Source organism: Bartonella sp. CE47NXGY (genome assembly GCF_042195415.1).
Lineage (GTDB): Bacteria > Pseudomonadota > Alphaproteobacteria > Rhizobiales > Rhizobiaceae > Bartonella.
Genome location: NZ_JBHIOI010000002.1, coordinates 106,716 through 125,797, shown reverse-complemented (window position 1 = coordinate 125,797; position 19,082 = coordinate 106,716). Strand labels below are relative to the sequence as shown.

Sequence of the window (19,082 nt, the reverse complement as noted above, 5' to 3'; positions counted from 1 at the left end):
TACAATGAGCTTTTATAGTACAAATACTTACTTGCATCGTTTTAACGCAATAACTGTGACACAAGTTGAGCTGTATAATCAACCATGGGCACAATCCTTGCATAATTAAGCCGTGTAGGACCAATAACACCTAAAGCACCAATGACTCTTTGTTGTGAATCTCGATAAGGTGCTACAACTAAAGAAGAACCAGAAAGTGAAAATAACTTATTTTCTGAACCAATAAAAATTCTAACCCCAGAACCTTCATCCGTTAAATCGAGAAGCTGTGCCATACTCTCGCGCGTTTCAAGATCATCAAACAAATGGCGTAACCGTTCTAAATCTTCTTCTGCTTTCACATCTTCAAGTAAATTGCTACGCCCGCGAACAATGAGGTGTATTTTATGATCAGCATCTTCTCCTCCCCAAAGAGCTAATCCCGTTTCAACAAGATGATGTGATAAATCATCAAGTGCGGCCCTTGTTTCTGCGCATAAGCGGGCAATTTCCCCTTTAGCTTCACTCAATGTACGCCCTTGAATATGGGCATTGAGAAAATTCGTTGCTTCCGTCAATTGTGCATGGGTAACCCCTTCTGGTAAATGAACAATACGATTTTCAACTTCACCTTGTTGAGTCACCAAAACGGCAAGAGCGTGCTCCCTATCAAGGCGCACAAATTCAATATGTTTCAATGTTCCTTCTTGTTTTGTTGCTAAAACAAGCCCTGCCCCACGTGAAAGATCTGAAAGAACTCGGCTTGCTTGAACAAGAAAATGTTCAACCGATTGTGCATGACCAGCCTCTTTGACTTGCATTTCAATATTTTCTCGCTCTTCGTTTGGCAAATCACCCGCTTCCATAAATGCATCAACAAAAAAGCGTAAACCTGATTGTGTTGGCATTCGACCCGCAGAAACATGTGGTGCATAAATCAAACCGAGGTGTTCAAGATCACTCATCACATTGCGAATCGTCGCAGGCGATAATGTCTGTTGTAAAAGCCGCGAAAGATTACGTGATCCTACAGGTTCACCATCATTAAGATAAGCTTCAACAATATGGCGAAAAATATCACGCGAACGTTCATCAAGATATTTTAGTTCATTATCAATAGTTTTGTGCTTCATCACAATTGTTTCACTACTTTTAAAATCCTCATCTCTTATATAAGTTTTGCCAAGGTTTGGTCAAATAGTCTAAAGTAGTATAAAAACATATTATCCTATTGAGCTGTAAAATGCTACCTTTCAGAGTGATGCTTGATAAATTACGCAGGAAATATTTTTGTTAGAGTGTGTGAGAAATATTTAAGATTAAGAATTGATCTGTAAAGTGGTCTGCTGTAGGGACTTGTCAAGAGAATCTAGCTTGATTAAAAACCGCTGTAAATAGAAAATTTCACCCTTTAGAGCAAGCAGAATGTGTGTGTATGAGCATTTAAACCGTTTTTAGCACAAAAATAATTCCCCTTTCATTTTTGGAGAAATCTATATGAGAAGCATAGCAGATAAAAAACTTGTCATTGCTACACATAACACCGGAAAATTGCATGAAATCACTACTTTAATTACGCCTTTCGGTTTAATAATACAATCGGCAAAAGAACTGGGCTTGCCAGAACCAAAAGAAACAGGAAAAACATTTGAAGAAAATGCTTATATTAAAGCTTTTTCAGCAGCAAAAAAGACAGGACTTCCTGCCCTCTCTGATGATTCAGGCTTAGAGGTAGATGCATTGGAGGGTGCGCCAGGCGTTTATACCGCTGATTGGGCAATTCAAGCCGATGGTACACGTAATTTTCCAAAAGCTATGAAAAAAATAGAAAATGAACTCCAAAAAGTCGGAGCACGAGAAAAAAACCAACGGAAATGCCGTTTTATATCCGTCATTTGCATTGCATGGCCTGATGCTCATGCAGATTACTTCCGCGGATGCGTTGAAGGAACGTTCATTTGGCCTCCACGGGGAGACAAAGGCTTTGGTTTTGATCCTATTTTTTTACCCGATGGATATGAAAATACCTTTGGAGAAATGTCAACAGAGCAAAAACACAACTGGAAATGTAATGATATTCCCCCTCTTTCACATCGCGCACGTGCTTTCAAACTTTTGGCAGAAAACCTTTTAGCATTCTCATGAATGAACCTTTTGGCATTTACATTCATTGGCCCTTTTGTGCAGCTAAATGTCCTTATTGTGACTTTAATTCGCATGTTCGCATCCATGGTGTTGATCAACCACGTTTTGTCACCGCCTTTAAGCGCGAAATAGAAACGCAATACCACAAAATAGGCCCACGCCATATTACAAGTATTTTTATTGGTGGAGGAACCCCTTCTCTTATGGAGCCGCAAACTGTCGATGCCCTATTGCAAGCACTTGCAAAAAAATGGGTAGTCGATGATAAAGTTGAAATTACATTAGAAGCTAATCCATCCAGTGTGGAAGCAGAGCGCTTTCGTGGATACCGTGCGGCAGGTGTTAATCGCTTATCTCTAGGGATACAAGCGCTCAATGATAAAGTATTGCGCAAACTTGGCCGACTCCATAATGTGGAACAAGCTCTTTGCGCTATTACTTTAGCACGGCAAATTTTTCCACGTTTATCTTTTGATCTCATTTATGCCCGCCCCGAACAAACCCTTGAACAATGGAAATCTGAACTTGTACAAGCAATTGATTTAGCAGCGGACCATCTTTCTCTTTATCAATTGACGATCGAAGAAGGAACCGCCTTTAAACGGCTTCATGATGCAGGAAGACTTATCCTTCCCCCATCAGAGCTAGCAGCAGATCTGTATCATCTTACTCAAGAAATAACGGCACTACATGGACTTCCTGCCTATGAAATCTCAAACCATGCAATGCCCGGTGCCGAATCAGCACACAATCTTCTTTATTGGCGTTATCACCAATATGCAGGCTTTGGTCCAGGAGCACATGGACGTTTCATTGAGCATACACCGAATCATTCCTCTTTCTGTTCAAAAACATTGTCATCACACCTTGAAAACCGCGAACGTTATGTCACAATAAATGAAAAGCATCCCGAACAGTGGCTTAATTTGGTAGAAACAACAGGACATGGCTGTATTGAAACGGAACATTTAACCACTGAACAACAGGCAAATGAAATGCTCCTTATGGGATTACGCCTTTGCGAAGGCTTAGAACTTATACGCTATGAAACCTTAAGCCCTAAACGCATTCCAATGGAAAAACTGATCGATTTACAACACCAAGAATTGATAGAAATGGTGGATAACCAACGCTTAAAAGCAACAACCAAAGGACGTATTGTTCTTGATCACATCATCAGCCAACTCGCAAACTAAAGTTTTTATAACAACATACTTATTTTAATCATAATTATCATTTTTCACAGCAAAGGTGAGATTAGAATATCGTGAGATTCTCTCATTTCAAAACTATTTATAGCAAGCTAGTTACCGCCATTTGCTTACACCTTAAAAAGGGAGAAGCATGTGGATAAAAACTATAAAAAAGGAGTAAAAAGGCCTCTTATGAACACTCTTAAGTGCTAAAAGCTATTGCAATATTTTGAGCTAGAAAGTGTATGGTGCTCTAACTTTATTTTTCATAAACATAAAGATGGGGAGGCATTATAGATTTTATATTACAACATTCATAAGCACCGTAGTAGCACAAATGTGACAAACATTGAGAAAATTTCTTTAAAACAAGTATGTGAATGCATAATACGATAATGTATTGTTCTTTATGAAATCGTGGCACCATTTAAAGAACCAGAGAAATAAGCATGAAGCCATGCATCAGTCTCTGATTATTTAAAAAGATATTACTCTAGTTACTTTTGAAAACCGTAAAGCCGAATAAAAAAGAAAGTAAAAAAAGCACGCTGATTTTCACCTTTATACCTTTTATATTTTCCCTCAATGAGGTTATGTTTGTATGTCTGTTTCAGAGATTATAAAAAATAGATATACACAATGCTTTTATCCTATTCTGGCATGTAAAAGCTGTTATCGCAAAAAATACTGAACCAATATTTATTTGAGATACGCGGCCGTATGATCGGTATTAATTTATAGGTAACAGCAACATCATGAGCTTTACTAAACAAATAATGCACTCAAATGACAAATATACTAAATATGAATCGGTATTGCTTTGTTAGCGAGTGAAACGATGTTAATCTCATATGATCTTACTTGTATGCGTATATGCTTATAAGTGTCTATACGCGTCCTTTAAAGTTATTTAATTAAAAAATTGAGAATAATACTAGGACAATCCTTGGCTAAAGAAGTCAACGTGATGCTACAAAAGAATTTCTGTGTACCTTTATCATAACCAATATTAAAGCTGATTAAATAACCTCACCTTCTATCTCGTAATGATATTGCAACGGAAGTTCTTGGGGACAAAAAAAGCAGAGCAAAATATATGAAATAAAATAAACTTAAAGCGCTTTTCCTATAGTCTTTATTCTAAGAGAGTCTAATTGGAACAAGAAGTGCCTTTTGTGAGAGCTCAGAAACCATATTAAAACATGAGCTGTGAATGAGCGCATTTATGTTGTACGAACTTTTTACAATAGCAGCATGTTTTTGTGTGTCTTCATGGCTTCAACCTGTCACTACACAATGATGATATAATATTCATTGTTTTCCATATATGATTGCACCGCCTTTCTACACCTTAAAGAACGAATATTTTCAATCCAATATGGTCTAAACAGTTCTGCTTCTTCAAGCAGGTCTCTTTTGGCTTTTCAATTATGTAATTCACTTAACTTAAAGACTCTACAGGCAAGAATCCCAACTTAAGAATATTCATTACTTACTCTAAGACTACTTAATATATTAAGTTTTACGAGTCTCGTATCACCACACCATAAATGGCAATATCTTATGGCACAACAAGATAAAGGTATTTTTGAACCAGCAACCTTTTCTTTATGCAAAAAATTCAATAATAAAACGCTCATAAATAGTAGTAAGTGTTTCCATTGCATCAAGGGCTACACACTCATCTACCATATGCATCGTTTGCCCTGGTAAGCCAAATTCAACCACTGGGCAATAATCCTTAATAAATCGCGCATCTGAAGTACCACCAGAAGTGGAACATTCTGGTATATTCCCTGTTACACTTTTAATAGCATTGGATAAAGTTTGAATGAGTTTATCATTTTTGGTCAAAAAAACATCTCCTAAACTTGGAATCCATTCAAGCTGATAAGAGGGATATTGATCACCATTGTTTTTTGATTGCACCAAAGCAAGACGCTTTTCAATTTCCTTCATCAGTGTTTCTTTTGTCCAAAGATCATTGTAGCGTATATTAAAATGAACTGTTGTCTGCGCTGGGATAACATTGACCGCTAAATTACCGGTATCGATGCTTGTTAGCTCTAAATTACTGGGTTGAAAATTTTCTGTCCCTTTATCTAAGACGATTTGTGTCAATGCTTGAATAAGCTTACTTGCCAAAGGCAAGGGATTGGCAGCCCTCTCTGGAAAAGCAACATGACCTTGACGACCCTTCACGGTAATGACACCAGAAATCGATCCGCGGCGACCAATTTTGATAATATCACCAACAGTCTTTACGCTTGTTGGTTCTCCCACAAGAGCCGCAGTCCATTTTTCGCCTTTTTTTTCTGCCCACTTGAGAAGTTTTACCGTACCATTAACAGCAGGCCCCTCTTCGTCACCAGTAATTAAAAGGCTTACCCTTCCTTTAATGGGTCGTTTCTCAAGAACTCGCGCTAGAGCCGCAATAAAACAAGCGATACCACCCTTCATATCAACAGCACCCCGCCCATATAATTTCCCCTGATCTATAACAGCTTCAAAAGGTGGGTAAGTCCAATCTTCCAATGCACCTGGCGGTACGACATCCGTATGACCCGCAAACATAAGATGGGGTCCTTCACTCCCCATTTTTGCATAAAGATTTTCAACATTATCTGTATTTTTATCCGTAAAAACAGGGCGATCGACGTGAAATCCCATTTTTTTCAAAAATTGTTCCAAAGTTGATAAAGCCCCTGCTTCATGAGGTGTAACAGAAGGACAACGAATAAGTGCCTGTAATAGCTGAAGTGGATCTGTAAGAACAGACATAAAAAACCTTCCCATTTTTTTATAAGTCATCGGAACTTAGGGTTATTACGCTGAATTACAAAAAAGATAAAGCAAAACATTGAAGACACTCAGCAAACCAAGCAGGGGAGAACAATCGTGCTGAGAGCTTCAATGGCTTCCTCATTATACATGAGCAAGCACACACTCAACAAAACACTCAACAAAAAGTTCCGTTAAATATTGCCTTCATTTGAAAGTTTTTTACGCCTCTAAATTATATGAATCAAAATTAATTGCATGCAGTCTAGGAGCATTTTCTTTCAACCAAGCACGATATGTTTTACTATCAGGACATAGCTCTTCACAAAGAGCCCAAAATCTTGGCCCATGATTCATTTCAACAAGATGAGCAACTTCATGGGCAACAACATACTCAACAACTTCTTTTGGTGCCATAATAAGGCGCCAAGAAAAAGAAAGACGCTTATCGATTGAACAAGAGCCCCAACGACTTCTCGTATCTTTATAACAAATGGATTTGACTTTACGCTCTACCTGATGAGCATAATGTGCCACCAAAGGCGTTATAATAAGCGCCGCTTGTTTTTTCAAAACGTCAGCAATGCGTCTTGGGAGATATTCTAATTGACCATAAACAATAATTTCAGGCCCTTGCTCCGCATCTGCTGTAATGATTTCTGTTACCCCACGTCCCTCTCTATGCTTTATGGTATGAGAAACACCCAATAAGGGAATTGTCGCCCCCTCTTTGAGATAAGCATTTTTATGAGAGATTTGTACATGAGCAAGACGTGCCTCAATCCAAGATCGATGCTTTTCAATAAAATTTTCAACCGCATAGAGATTTATTGCTGGTGGTGTTGTTACACAAATCTCCTGACTTCTGGCATCAATACGTAAGGTAAGACGGCGCGCATACTTATTTTCCCGCACCCGTACAGGTACAGAGCGCTCAGAAAAAATAAAATGCTGTTTAGAAATGCTCATATATTTTTATCTTCATCAATAAATGTACCCCTTACTTTGCATTAATCTGATTAATAAAAGATCTCAATACTGTTTCAAGGCAATCTAAATCTTGTGGACGAGAAAAGCGATGATCCGCATCACGAACAAGTGTCAATGTTACATCATGGAGAGGTAAATGATCAAGTAAAGTCAATGTATGCTGATAGGGGATATCTTCATCTTCCATCCCTTGTAGAATATGGACTGGACATCCAACATCAATGCATCCTTTCATAACACAATTTTCGCGCCCATCTTCAATCAATGTTTTTGTAAAGGGCATTGGCTCTGTATCATCAACTGCAGGTCGTTCAATATAGCCTTTCTCCTCCAAAATCTTCCATTCTTCTGGGCCTAATTTTGGTTCCACCAATGTTTGTGTAAAATCAGGTGCTGGAGCAATCAATATCATGCCAGCAAGCTTCTTATTTTTCTGTGCTAGCATCATTGCAAGCCTTAGCGCAATCCACCCCCCCATAGAGGAACCAATCAAAATTTGTGGACCCTCACAATAGGTTTCAAAAGTCGCTAAACTTTCCTTAACCCAACGCGAAATTGTTCCTTGAAAAAAATCACCTTCAGATTCTCCATGTCCAGAATAATCAAAACGTAAACAAGACAAATCATTCTTCTGAGCAAACTGATCAACTAACGTTGCCTTACTTCCTAACATATCGGATTGATAGCCAGGAAGCCAAACCAAACCTGGAGATTGGCGCCCCTTGCGATAGCGTACTGCAAGTGCGGTGTTCTCAAATGAAAAAAACTGACAAGGAATATTTTGATCCATGATTTTTTATCCTCTATAAAACAATTTCTTTAAATTAAGAGAAAAACTTTTATAATCTAAATCATTCCAAAAAGTAATAAATCAAATAATGAAAATAACACGAATTATAGTTGTTTTTAGGTACATAATTGTATATTAAATTAACTGTAGTTGAATCAAAATTTAAGGAGCATAAACCATTCGTAAACCGTTTAAAATGACACCTACCCAAAAAGACGGACCACGTTCAAATCAGGATATTCGGGTACCTCATGTTCAGCTTATCAATGATGAGGGACAACATCAGGGAGTTGTTGCGATACAAGAAGCTCTTGCTATGGCTGCAGATGCGGGACTTGATTTGGTTGAAATTGTACCAAATGCGGAGCCACCTGTATGTAAAATCATCGATTTGGGAAAATTAAAATATCAAACCCAAAAAAAAGCTGCTGAAACACGTAAGAAGCAAAAAGTCATCGAAATCAAAGAGATTAAGATGCGCCCAAATGTTGATGTCCATGATTATGGAGTTAAACTCAAGGCTGTTCATCGCTTTATTGATCATGGTGATAAAGTAAAGATTACTTTGCGTTTTCGTGGTCGTGAGATGGCTCACCAAGATCTTGGATTAAAGCTTCTTCAGCGTGTAAAAGAAGATACAAGTGAAATTGCCAAAATCGAATTGGAGCCAAAGCTTGAAGGCCGGCAAATGATGATGGTGATAGCACCTAAATAGTTTTGCATTGGAATAATATTCGCATGCAATTCATCAAATGAGCGTATAGCTATAATTTAGAAGCACCACATAGAATTTTTGTGGTGCTTTTAAGGTTTTATAAATGTGTATAAATCCTTTTAAGAGTTTAATAATGCTTTATCAATTTATAAGAAGAATTCGTTATTTTGCATATTAATGAGAAAGCTCAAACATTGTAAGGTCTTCTTATTTCAATCTCTCTTATCATGCAATGCGGCAAAATTGTTTGCTTACACATCACAAATGGAGATGATACATAAAATTATTAAAAAAGCAGAAATGTTTTTTGTGAACCATTTCAAGTGCCAAAGACTATCACAATATGGAAATTGGTAAATACAATAGAGAAACTCGCCGGTACCTTTTATTGAAAACTAAAAATAATGATGAACAACGAATTTTCGTTATACCTTTCACAGAAACTTTGCACTACATTCTTCACTCTCACCGTCGTGAAATTGATGTGATGAACCTTGAAAGAAAAAGCTATTTTTGTAAAAAAGATTAAGGGGCTTTTTAATTAAGAGTGTTTCAATCTTGCATAAAATAATGAGAGAATATAGAAGCTCTTCATGGCTAAAAAACAAATTTCCTCTTTTGACAAACATCTTATTATCCGCCTTTTGCGAGAAAATTTTCGTAAACATATGCGTTGGTACAGTGCAGCTATCTTCTCAATGATCATCATTTCTTGTACCACAGCAACCAGTGCATGGATTATGCGGGATGTTGTTAATCAGATTATTGATGCACAAAATTTTCCTATGATTGTTTTGATTTCTAGCTTCATTGCTTTTATCTTTATTCTCAAAGGAGTTGCAACTTTTTTCCAAACTTACTTTCTAAACAAAGCAGGCAATAGTATCATTGCTGAACAACAGCGTAAAATTTTTGCACGACTTATGGAACAAGGAGTCTCTTTTTATCATAATAACACTTCATCTGATCTTCTTGTTCGTGTAACTCATAACGCGACAGCCGTACGTAATATAATTGATACTATTATCACAACTTTTGTACGTGATTTGCTTTCCGTTAGTGGTCTGTTGCTTGTCATGTTCATTCAAAACTTTGTGTTAATCTCCATTACTTTAATCGTAGGACCACTAGCTTTTTTAGGCGTTCGAATGGCTTTAAAACGCGTTCGCAGCTTGATGGAAAAAGAGCTCCTTTCACTTGGTGAAATTATCAAAATCGTACAGGAAACGGCTGTTGGCATTCGAATCATCAAGGCCTTTTCACTAGAAGAAGTCATGAAAAAACGGATGGACAAAGCCATTTGTGATGTTGAAAAACAAACAAACAGTATTGCAACACTCGAAGCTATTACCAATCCGATTATGGAAACACTCACAGGTGTTGCCATTGCTGGTATTATCTGTTTTTCCGGTTACCTTGCAACCCAACGCGCAGGTGTTCAAGGTGAATTTATGTCTTTTATTGTTGCTTTACTTTTAGCTTATGAGCCCGCAAAAAGACTAGCAAATGTACGTGTAAAAATTGAATCTGGATTGGTCAATATCCGCACGATGTTTGAAATACTCGACCATCCTCTTACAGTTATAGAACATAAAGAAGCTAAAGATCTGAATAAAACGCAAGGAGCTATTCGCTTCGAACACGTTTCTTTTGCATACACTGAGAACAAAATGGTATTGAAAGACATCAACCTAGAAATAGAAGCTGGGAAAATGACAGCATTGGTGGGACCATCAGGTTCGGGAAAGTCTACCTTTATTAACCTTATTATGCGACTCTATGATCCCACAAAAGGACGCATATTAATTAATGATCAAGACATCCGCTACACAACATTTCGCTCTCTGAGAAACCTGATGGCCTATGTAGGACAGGATACTTTTCTCTTTCAAGGAACTGTTAAATATAATATCGGGCTTGGAAAAGAAGGGGCTAGTGATGACGAAATTATCGAAGCAGCAAAAGCAGCAAATGCTCATGACTTTATTATGCGTTTGCCAAATGGTTATGATACACAGATAGGTGATAATGGCTGTAATCTTTCAGGGGGGCAAAAACAACGACTCGCTATCGCTAGAGCAATGATTCACGATAGTGAAATTCTGATTCTTGATGAAGCAACAAGTGCGCTCGATTCACACACCGAAGCACAAATTAATGAAGCCATTCACCACCTTACTAAAGGACGCACAACAATCATTATTGCTCATCGCCTTTCAACGATTGCTCGTGCTCATAAAATTGTGGTCATACAAAATGGACAACTGATTGAACAAGGTACTCAAAAAGAATTGCTCGCAAAAGAACATGGGTTTTATAAAAAACTTCATAATATCCAGTTCAAAAAACATACCCCCTAATTTCTAGATCCTTAAATAAGATTTGAAATAAAAAATGGATAGAAGGTAATGCTCCATTTATAAAAAAAGACTTGTTATCAAGAAAAAGCATTACTTCAATCAAGAATTGGTAAAGAATTTATGGTTTATTGAAAATAAAATTCTTGGATTTAGATGAAAACTTTACTCGTTGTTTTGTTGAATGCAAAAGATAAGATGTAATTTGCTTATTGCAAATTTTCTTTATATTTATGATGAATCAATCAAAAGCGCTTGTTGTACGTCATAAGAGATATTGGTATATGCATAAAAACTCTTAAGATAAGCAATAAAAATACCTCTACACTTTCAAGTGAAAAGATTGTCAGCAACATGAGAAGCTGGAAAATAGAATGATAATGCCGGCTTATAGCTTTAGTAAATACTTATACCTTTATTAATAACGGTAGTGTAGATTTTATACCATTCATAAGAGATACTTTATACCATTTCACAAGCAATCTTATGAAATAGACTCAAGCGCACACTGAGAAATGTTCCTTTAAAACAAGTACATAAACTTGCAACACAATAATGTTATATTTTGGAGTATTCTGTTTGGGGAGCTATTCGTTATAAGAAAAGTGATCTTATTCCAGACACAATAAACAAAATCTAAAATAATAGGTAATTTTTATTATTAAAAAATATTGCTTTAAATGCGTTTGACAATAAAATCGATATCTTATGAATTCTCTGCTTGCCTCACGTTTTTGACGGTCTTTAATGGAATCATGTCCTTCACGTAAAAACAGAATGCCATTGTGTTGCAAATTCACCTGCTTGTTTTAAAGAAACCTCTCTCAAAGTCTTCCCCAAGCCCATTTCGCGATAACGTCCGTGAATTGTATAATGATAAATCCATTAAGCTGCCCTATCTTTACGCTTATGGAGTAACAAGCTGGCACCATTCACACTATTCTGCCAACTCCTAATGTTGCGACAGCTCTTAGCTCTCGAGATGATTCATAAGAGGCATTTTTAGTCATTTCTTAATAGTTTTATCCACACAGGATTCTCCGCTTGTAGTATACAAACCGAATGGTTTTGATTGATTCAATACGAAAGAGATTCGTACGATATGCAAAGTTCTAATTCAAGTTGAATAACAATAAATTATCTTTATAAATCAATATATTGCACAGACTCCATTCTTTAGGCAACAGCATGATATGGGCTTGAAAACAAGGTAAGGTACTTCTCTAAAATAAATATATAGCAGCAAAATAACATACTATCTTTCGTGAAGATTTTGTCCCTTTAGAGAATAGCATAACAAAAATCGAATATTTCAGATATATCTCTTCACGCCTCAACAAAAAGCTTCTTCTTTTATAGGATTTCTAGTCTATGCCTCCTTCCTCAGATTTAGAAATGAGAGACAAAACGAAGAAATTGTTTTTTTAAAATTCAATCTTTAATAATCTCTTTCATAAAAGAGACCTATACTAGAATTTTGTTCATTTCCTATGGCACCTTTAGCTTTGAGATGACGCGAAATATCTAAATTAATTGTCCCTTTCGTCGTTCCATCAGACCCTGCTTCAAAACCCAAATAAATATTATTGTGTATGTAGCGTCCAATACGTAAGCCTGTATTCCCCTTCTCATTAACGATAACATCAAGATCATCAAGTCCAATTTTAGTTCGTAAAGTATTCAACAAAGATGTATTAGAACTACCTGCAAGATCAGCCGCTGCTGCTGCAAGTTGAGCAATCTGAAATGGTGATAATTCATTAAGAGAGCGATTAAAAATCAAACGCGCCAAAATCTCATCCTGAGGCAAATTTGGTTGTGATGAAAAATTAATATCAAGATTATCAACCGTCCCACTTACAGTTACAGTGACACGAATATCACCACTGTTATTGTTGGTTACAAAATAAACCGTAGGATTAAGATTACCACTAAAACTCGCTTGTCCTTGATCAAAATTAAGACGTTGCGACAGGATATCAAAACGTCCACGAATCATTCTAAATTCACCAACTGGATGCACATCATTCAATGGACCTGCTAGATTAATGCGTCCTCCCAGTTCAGCATCTAAGCCTTTTCCGCGTACAAAAAATTGATTGCGTGCTGTAATACGCATGTTTGATAGCACGACAGATGAAGATTCTTGTGTAACTATACGGCTTTTGCTTTTGTTCGTGTTCTTAACATCAGCACGTTCAAGTGTTGTTTGAATCGATTTAGTTAAATTCTTATTTCTAACATCAAGAAACTTGGCACTTTTAAAATGATCAGGAACAAAAACTTCAGCTTTTTCAACGATGATATCACCACCAAGAACAAGACTATTTAAAAAATGACCTGTCATTGTCATCTCACCTGATAATGTTGCCAGAATCATAGAACCATCATTATAATTGGCATTATCAAGATGAAATATCAAATCTGTCTCTAGACCATTAGAGATACGACCTGAAGCAGAAATTCCTCCCCCCTCAAACGAAGAAGCTGAAGCTTTTTCTATAAGGATATGATCACCTTTCAATTTGCCTTCAATTGTTATATTATTTAATCCTACATTTGTTTGTGAATCAAAAAAGCTACCGTCGCCTATAGAAATATTTCCTATCAATTGTGGCTTTGATAATGACCCATTAAGAGCTGTATCAATTCTTGCTGTACCCGTTATATGTGCACCACGCTTAGCTAATAAGAGATTAACAAAATCAAGAGGCATTATCCCTTTAACGTTTAATTTTGCCTCTGAACCATTAAGAGATACAGGCCCATGGATGGAAAGATCTAATCCTTTATCTCCAGTAGCTATCATATTTTCAATATGAAATGTCGATTTTTTATAAGAACCACGAGCATTTATATTGATTGACATCGGTCCTTTATGCGTCATAGCGGTTAAATTTTGACTAGAAAGCTCAAAATGAGCAGATGGATCCTTCATTGTTCCACCAATATCAACTTTACCTATCACTGTCCCATCAAGCGCTTGTCCTGCAATAAAACCATTCGCCAAACGTGCAGATAAATTTTGCAAATTAATATGAAGATCAAGCGCATTTTTCTCTAGAGATACACGCCCCTGAGCTTGTGCTTGTACTCCTTCTCCTGTTAAATTTGCATTCAAAGTAAGATTTTGATCTACAGTATTTCCCGTAGCAGAAAGAGAAAAAGGCATAATTTTTTTATCTTGAAAAGCAACGGTTGTCAGTCCCTCACCTTTTATATCGTAAGTTATATCAGGTTTTTTTAAATGACCACGAATCATAACCTGCCCTGTTACACTCCCTGCTGCTCCAAGATCGGATTTCCACAGATTGACTAAAGCAGCAGGAAGCGCATTCATTGTAAGTTGTAAATTCAGGGTATCTTGAATATTTCCTGCTAAAATGATGTTGCCTCCATTTATTGCAATTCCTAATTCATTGATTGTCATTCCATCTTTATCAAAAGAAATTATAGATGGCTTCGGCAATGTTGCATGAAAAGTATGTTGTTTTAAGTCCACAGCTTCAATTTGCACTTCTCGTTTTATACTTTCTGGAAGTTCCTCAACCATTAAACGACCAGAAAGCCTTGCATTGAGAGTATCATGCAACATCGCCTGGACAGTAAAAACCGTTTGTCCATTATTCCTATCAGCGTGAGCATTTAAACGATTGACCATTACCAAAGGTGTTTGAATATGTTCTGCATTGATAACTCCTTCAAACTGAGTCATGCCAAAAGGATCGAATATGTCAGCATCTATTGCCAATTTTTTTATTTTATTCTTGGAAAAATTCAAATGGTTAACATGCGCCTTCACATTGGTTTTTTGTCTGCCATTTTGTTCATCAAAAATAAAATCTCCTTTTACTTTTCCACTACCATCCTGCAAAAATAACGCTGAAAGTACGGAAATATCATCGGCATCAATATGCAGCGCTCCTTTCAAAAAACCGCCAAGTTGTTGAGAAAGATCACCCGTTATTTTTGCACTTCCCCCTCTAATATCGATATTTTCAAGTTTTCGAATTTTATGAGAATCTTCAAAAGAGGCCGATAAATGCAAAGGTTTCTTAGCAAAAATTCCTTCACCCTTTACCACCCCTGTTAAAGAAGTAACTGGTGCTGTATTATCTACAAATGCATCTATGTTAAATGTTGTGTTTTGAAGTTTCTTCCCTACAATTAATGCTTCAGAAATATGGGCACGCGTATTTAGTTTTATATGGCTATTGCGCCCTCTCGCCGTACTTTGAATTGTAAGTGCACCGCTTATCTTTGAGTCTAATTTGGACAAATCAGATATTTGAGCAGATAGATCCATTTTAGCGCTTTCATCTGAAAAATAACCATTAGCCTCTATATTTGTATATTGATTTTTCAAATTAAAATGACGTAAAGTGAAGCCCTTTGTATTTCGAGCAGTGCCACCTGAAAGAGTAGTATTTCCTTTGAATAAACGATCAAAAGACTGCACGCCTATTTTCATATCGTCAGCCATTCCTGATAATTGGAGATCAAAAATGCCACTCAATAAACTGATCGTTCCTTTGGCTTTAATATCTGCATTACCAGAAAGTGATTGTTTACTGAACACTTCCAAAGGAGTTAATGTTTGAGCTTTTAAACCGAGATCGCCTTTAAAAACAAAATTCTCCATTGTCCCTTTTAACCAAGAAGAAAAACCCTGAGCCGTAACACTCAGATCATGAATCAAAATTGGTTTGTTCGAAACAATATCCGTATCTAAATGCACATGAACCGCTTGGCTTAAATTTTCTACTAACGCTCCCTTAATCTTTTTAACCCCTTGAAGCGTCCCTTTAACCTGAACACCAACATGACGAGAAGCTGCATTATCAAGATTTTCGCTTACTCCTCCCATATCAAAAATTGCATCGCGAATATAAATATTTTTATTGCTTAAATGATTTACAACCAACCGCCCATTCCAAGATTGTTGACCTTCGCGACCATAGTCAATGTTCAAAGCAAGAGTATTCGCAGGTTTTGGCACTTCTGATATAGGTAAATGAATAGACTCCTTTTCGTTATCAAGAGCCATTTTGCCATCAACAAAAAGCCGTCGCAAGAATCCATCAGCGGTTATTTCAGCATTGGCTATAACATTCATTGCTTTGTTCTGAATAACCATCTGATCAAGGTGTGTCACACCTTCTTTTGTTCTTCTTGCCTTTGCTTTTAATGTTATATCAGATTCGAAGAGACTACGATATTGAACAGGTATTAAAGGGCTCAGTGTTCCCTCTAATTTCGTAGAAAAACTCTGTCCTTCTGGAACACTTGCAAGAATAACATTACCATCTAAAATAGAATGATGATCGGACTCTAAAGAAAGTTTGATAACCAAATCATCAAAAGTACCATCACCTTTCACGACGAGACTTAATGCTGGACGTTGTTCAATGTTAAAAATATTCGCCAAAATACCATTTTGTGGTTCGTTAGCAGAAATATCAATTTGAGCTGTACGATTACTATCAGATATCTTGGTGAGAACAGAAAAAGAACCCGGTGCATCTAAACGATGCGCCGCTATATCGACATCAAAATTACCACCAGCCAAGGTGAAATTGCCTTTTAAGGACATATCAGCAGAAAAACCAAAAAGATTCTGTTCAAATGTCACATGTTGAGCTGTAAGCGTATTGATAGAAAGAGCAAGCGGTAATTTTGGTAAAGAGAATTTACCAGTCTCAAGGGAAGAAACAAAAGAAGAATTGCCTTGCGGTTTGCGTAAAAATGTAACCTGTTCTGCCGAAAGCTGGTTAATATCCATCCGCCCTCTCAGCAACGCTAGACGATTCCAATCCATTTTAGCATTGGTAATTTTAAGCCAAACCCCTTTTTTATCACTGACAGTAATAGTATCAATTGATGTTTGAGAAGACAGTGTCCCTTGCATATTGTGTAAACGAACTTGACGATTAGGCGCTGAAAGCTTTCGTTCAATTAAAGAAACAAACCATGAGCGATCATCTGTTTTCATTTCGCTAGAGGGAAGAATGTCTCCTCTTTGCGCAAAAACAAAACTACCCACCCCAAAAAACAAAAATACAAAGAAGAAAGCTGATAAACGTACACCTTTTTTCATTAAAATGCTTGCCCTATACCCACATAAAAACCAATGCGAGGGTCACCCTTCTCTCTCTTTAAAGGAAAGGCTAAATCAACGCGTAAAGGACCAAGACCCGTCATATAACGACCTCCTATACCGGCTCCCCATTTAATTTTTTGAGAAAAATCAAAATTCGCCTTTTTCCCTACTAAACCTCCATCAAGAAAACTGACAAACCCTATTTTATCATTTAAAGAAACACGCAATTCTGCTGACCCCTCAATAAGCGCCCGTCCACCAACAACCCCATCATTTTCTGTTTTGATACCAATATTACGGTAAGCATAACCACGAACAGAGCCCCCACCACCAGCAAAAAAAAGCGTATTTGCGGGTACTTGTGCTGTATCATTCCCAAGAATTGTACCAAGCTTTGCCCGCGCAGCAACAACAAAACGATCCCCTTCATCCAACGCCCAATAAGAACGACCTTCTGCTGTTACTTTTGCAACAAAGTTGCTAAAACGCATCTCATAAAAAGGCTCAATGAAAACTTCACCATATAAACCTTTTGTTGCATTAAACTTATTATTACGACTATCGTAAATCAAGCCGCTAGGGAAACCGATTGTTGTAAAATTACGGCTCCCAAAATAGATATCACGTGAATAACCATTTGAAACTTCTACAGCAGCCTGTCCCGATAGATTACCATTAAAAATATGCGTAATACCTAATTTTCCTTTGATGGCTTTTGTCGTATAATTTTCTAAAACATCTTGTTGTATTTTTAATTCTGATCTGAAATCTGTATCTGGCGTGAGTACACCGGGCTTTACAAATGTACCACCGAAAAGATAATCAAAATTTTTAAAATTATATGATTGCTTTTTATTGCTACCAACACCACTTATTTTTGTTTCAATTTTAAGAGTCTCTGCATGACCCAAAAGATTATTATGCATCCAATAAGTCTCAAAACCAGCACCGTCTAAAGTTGAATAGCTACCGCCTACACCAAAACGACGCGGTTTACGTTCTTGTACAACAAGTGCAAGCGGTAAACTACCATCTAGATTAATAGTATCAGCCTCACGTATATTGATAGCACGAAAAACACCAAGGCGCGCAAGACGTTCATTTGCCTTAGCTAACGCATCAGAATCGTATATCTGCCCTGGTTTCAATCCGGTCATCCACGCGATATAAGCTGAATCTACACGTGGTTTCTTACTTATATTACGCACACTTAAAGGACCATAATAAGCCTTTTGTCCAGGACCAACAACAATCCGTCCTTCAACACGCAATGTAGCATGATCAGCCACGACTTCACTCTTCATAATTTTAGCTTTAGCATAACCTTGTTGCCGCCATCCTTCTATCGCCCATTTTTCTGCTTTCAAAATGGTTTCAGATTTAGCAATAGCCCCAAATTTATAGCCCAATTCTTCAATTGTGGGCATTTTATGCGCTTTACGTTTTTCAAACGGAGCTACTTTATCAATATTGGCAATACTAAAAACATATTGTGGACCAGCATTAATTGTAATAACGATATTCGATTGTGCTGGAAGTTGAGTTACCGGACTTAAATCAGCGACTTCTAAGCCATTAATTTTAATACTAATAACACCACCATAGCGTCCATCAGCATAAAGAGCAGAAAGAATTGCTCGATAATCTGAACGCGCCTTGGCGAGCAAACCAGAAGAACTGGCGGATGCTTTCTCTTTATCAGCAACAAGAGAAGAAACAGATTTAACTATTTTTATACCTTCTAATGGTGCACCTGGCGGTGCAACAACATCAACTTTATAAAATTTCTCTGTACTTTTGGTATAATGTGAAGAAGAATTTGTTTTCTTTTGACCAAAAAAAGGGATGCCGAAAAAATCAAATGCAGCAAGTGGCTGTGGAAAAGAAAAAGTAAAACACAAGCCTATAAATACACAGCGCACAGTCCCTGATTTTAACAAAATTCTTGTCTGGTATACCATAAAATCAGATACCTTATAATACACTTTGCATCTACTACGCTTTAAATAATATAAAAATAAGAAAGGTAAAT

The 19,082-nt window shown here is 37.0% G+C and carries 10 protein-coding genes and 1 pseudogene; 4 read left to right on the top strand and 7 right to left on the bottom strand.

The annotated features are described in order from the left end of the window. Positions 1-41: 41 nt before the first annotated feature. Complete coding sequence (gene hrcA, locus ACFIL3_RS01650) at positions 42-1,112, bottom strand: heat-inducible transcriptional repressor HrcA (protein ID WP_273790224.1); 1,071 nt, start codon at positions 1,110-1,112, stop codon at positions 42-44. 364 nt (positions 1,113-1,476) lie between these two features. Here hrcA and rdgB point away from each other — a divergent pair, with 364 nt between their 5' ends. After that, positions 1,477-2,124, top strand: a complete 648-nt coding sequence (gene rdgB / locus ACFIL3_RS01645; protein ID WP_375606138.1) for an RdgB/HAM1 family non-canonical purine NTP pyrophosphatase — start codon at positions 1,477-1,479, stop codon at positions 2,122-2,124. Next, a complete protein-coding gene (hemW, locus tag ACFIL3_RS01640; RefSeq protein WP_375638155.1) occupies positions 2,121-3,320 on the top strand; it encodes a radical SAM family heme chaperone HemW in 1,200 nt (399 codons plus the stop codon). The genes rdgB and hemW overlap by 4 nt, the downstream gene beginning before the upstream one ends. A 1,605-nt stretch (positions 3,321-4,925) precedes the next feature. On the opposite strand, the gene dapE is transcribed toward hemW, so the two are convergent. The 3 genes from dapE to ACFIL3_RS01625 form a co-directional block, all read right to left on the bottom strand. Beyond that, positions 4,926-6,098, bottom strand: coding sequence for a succinyl-diaminopimelate desuccinylase (gene dapE, locus ACFIL3_RS01635; protein ID WP_375611380.1), 1,173 nt, complete (start codon positions 6,096-6,098; stop codon positions 4,926-4,928). 222 nt (positions 6,099-6,320) lie between these two features. Then, positions 6,321-7,067 carry a M48 family metallopeptidase gene (locus ACFIL3_RS01630; protein WP_375611379.1) on the bottom strand — a complete coding sequence of 249 codons (747 nt, stop codon included), beginning with the start codon at positions 7,065-7,067 and terminating at the stop codon, positions 6,321-6,323. 31 nt (positions 7,068-7,098) lie between these two features. After that, on the bottom strand, positions 7,099-7,878 hold the full coding sequence (locus tag ACFIL3_RS01625) for an alpha/beta hydrolase (protein ID WP_375612802.1): 780 nt from the start codon (positions 7,876-7,878) through the stop codon (positions 7,099-7,101). A gap of 196 nt (positions 7,879-8,074) precedes the next feature. Between ACFIL3_RS01625 and infC the strand changes: the two genes are divergently transcribed. Then, positions 8,075-8,593 (top strand): translation initiation factor IF-3, encoded by a 519-nt coding sequence (gene infC / locus ACFIL3_RS01620; RefSeq protein ID WP_026500140.1) that lies wholly within the window; start codon positions 8,075-8,077, stop codon positions 8,591-8,593. A gap of 593 nt (positions 8,594-9,186) precedes the next feature. Then, complete coding sequence (locus ACFIL3_RS01615) at positions 9,187-10,953, top strand: ABC transporter ATP-binding protein (RefSeq protein ID WP_375681787.1); 1,767 nt, start codon at positions 9,187-9,189, stop codon at positions 10,951-10,953. A gap of 719 nt (positions 10,954-11,672) precedes the next feature. On the opposite strand, the pseudogene ACFIL3_RS01610 reads toward ACFIL3_RS01615, so the two are convergent. The 3 genes and pseudogenes from ACFIL3_RS01610 to ACFIL3_RS01600 form a co-directional block, all read right to left on the bottom strand. After that, a pseudogene (locus ACFIL3_RS01610) lies at positions 11,673-11,950 on the bottom strand (integrase arm-type DNA-binding domain-containing protein); the annotation flags it as partial. A gap of 438 nt (positions 11,951-12,388) precedes the next feature. Continuing rightward, positions 12,389-17,047, bottom strand: coding sequence for a translocation/assembly module TamB domain-containing protein (locus ACFIL3_RS01605; protein ID WP_375628500.1), 4,659 nt, complete (start codon positions 17,045-17,047; stop codon positions 12,389-12,391). After that, positions 17,047-19,011: an autotransporter assembly complex family protein gene (locus tag ACFIL3_RS01600; protein WP_375628501.1), complete on the bottom strand. Its 1,965-nt coding sequence runs from the start codon at positions 19,009-19,011 to the stop codon at positions 17,047-17,049. Before ACFIL3_RS01600 ends, ACFIL3_RS01605 begins: the two co-directional genes overlap by 1 nt. Between the last annotated feature and the right edge of the window lie 71 nt (positions 19,012-19,082).

Coding starts and splice junctions, on each gene's coding strand:
- dapE (WP_375611380.1), bottom strand. CDS start 6,098: ATGTCTGTTCTTACAGATCCACTTCAGCTATTACAGGCACTTATTCGT.
- hrcA (WP_273790224.1), bottom strand. CDS start 1,112: ATGAAGCACAAAACTATTGATAATGAACTAAAATATCTTGATGAACGT.
- rdgB (WP_375606138.1), top strand. CDS start 1,477: ATGAGAAGCATAGCAGATAAAAAACTTGTCATTGCTACACATAACACC.
- ACFIL3_RS01630 (WP_375611379.1), bottom strand. CDS start 7,067: ATGAGCATTTCTAAACAGCATTTTATTTTTTCTGAGCGCTCTGTACCT.
- ACFIL3_RS01600 (WP_375628501.1), bottom strand. CDS start 19,011: ATGGTATACCAGACAAGAATTTTGTTAAAATCAGGGACTGTGCGCTGT.
- ACFIL3_RS01615 (WP_375681787.1), top strand. CDS start 9,187: ATGGCTAAAAAACAAATTTCCTCTTTTGACAAACATCTTATTATCCGC.
- infC (WP_026500140.1), top strand. CDS start 8,075: ATGACACCTACCCAAAAAGACGGACCACGTTCAAATCAGGATATTCGG.
- hemW (WP_375638155.1), top strand. CDS start 2,121: ATGAATGAACCTTTTGGCATTTACATTCATTGGCCCTTTTGTGCAGCT.
- ACFIL3_RS01605 (WP_375628500.1), bottom strand. CDS start 17,047: ATGAAAAAAGGTGTACGTTTATCAGCTTTCTTCTTTGTATTTTTGTTT.
- ACFIL3_RS01625 (WP_375612802.1), bottom strand. CDS start 7,878: ATGGATCAAAATATTCCTTGTCAGTTTTTTTCATTTGAGAACACCGCA.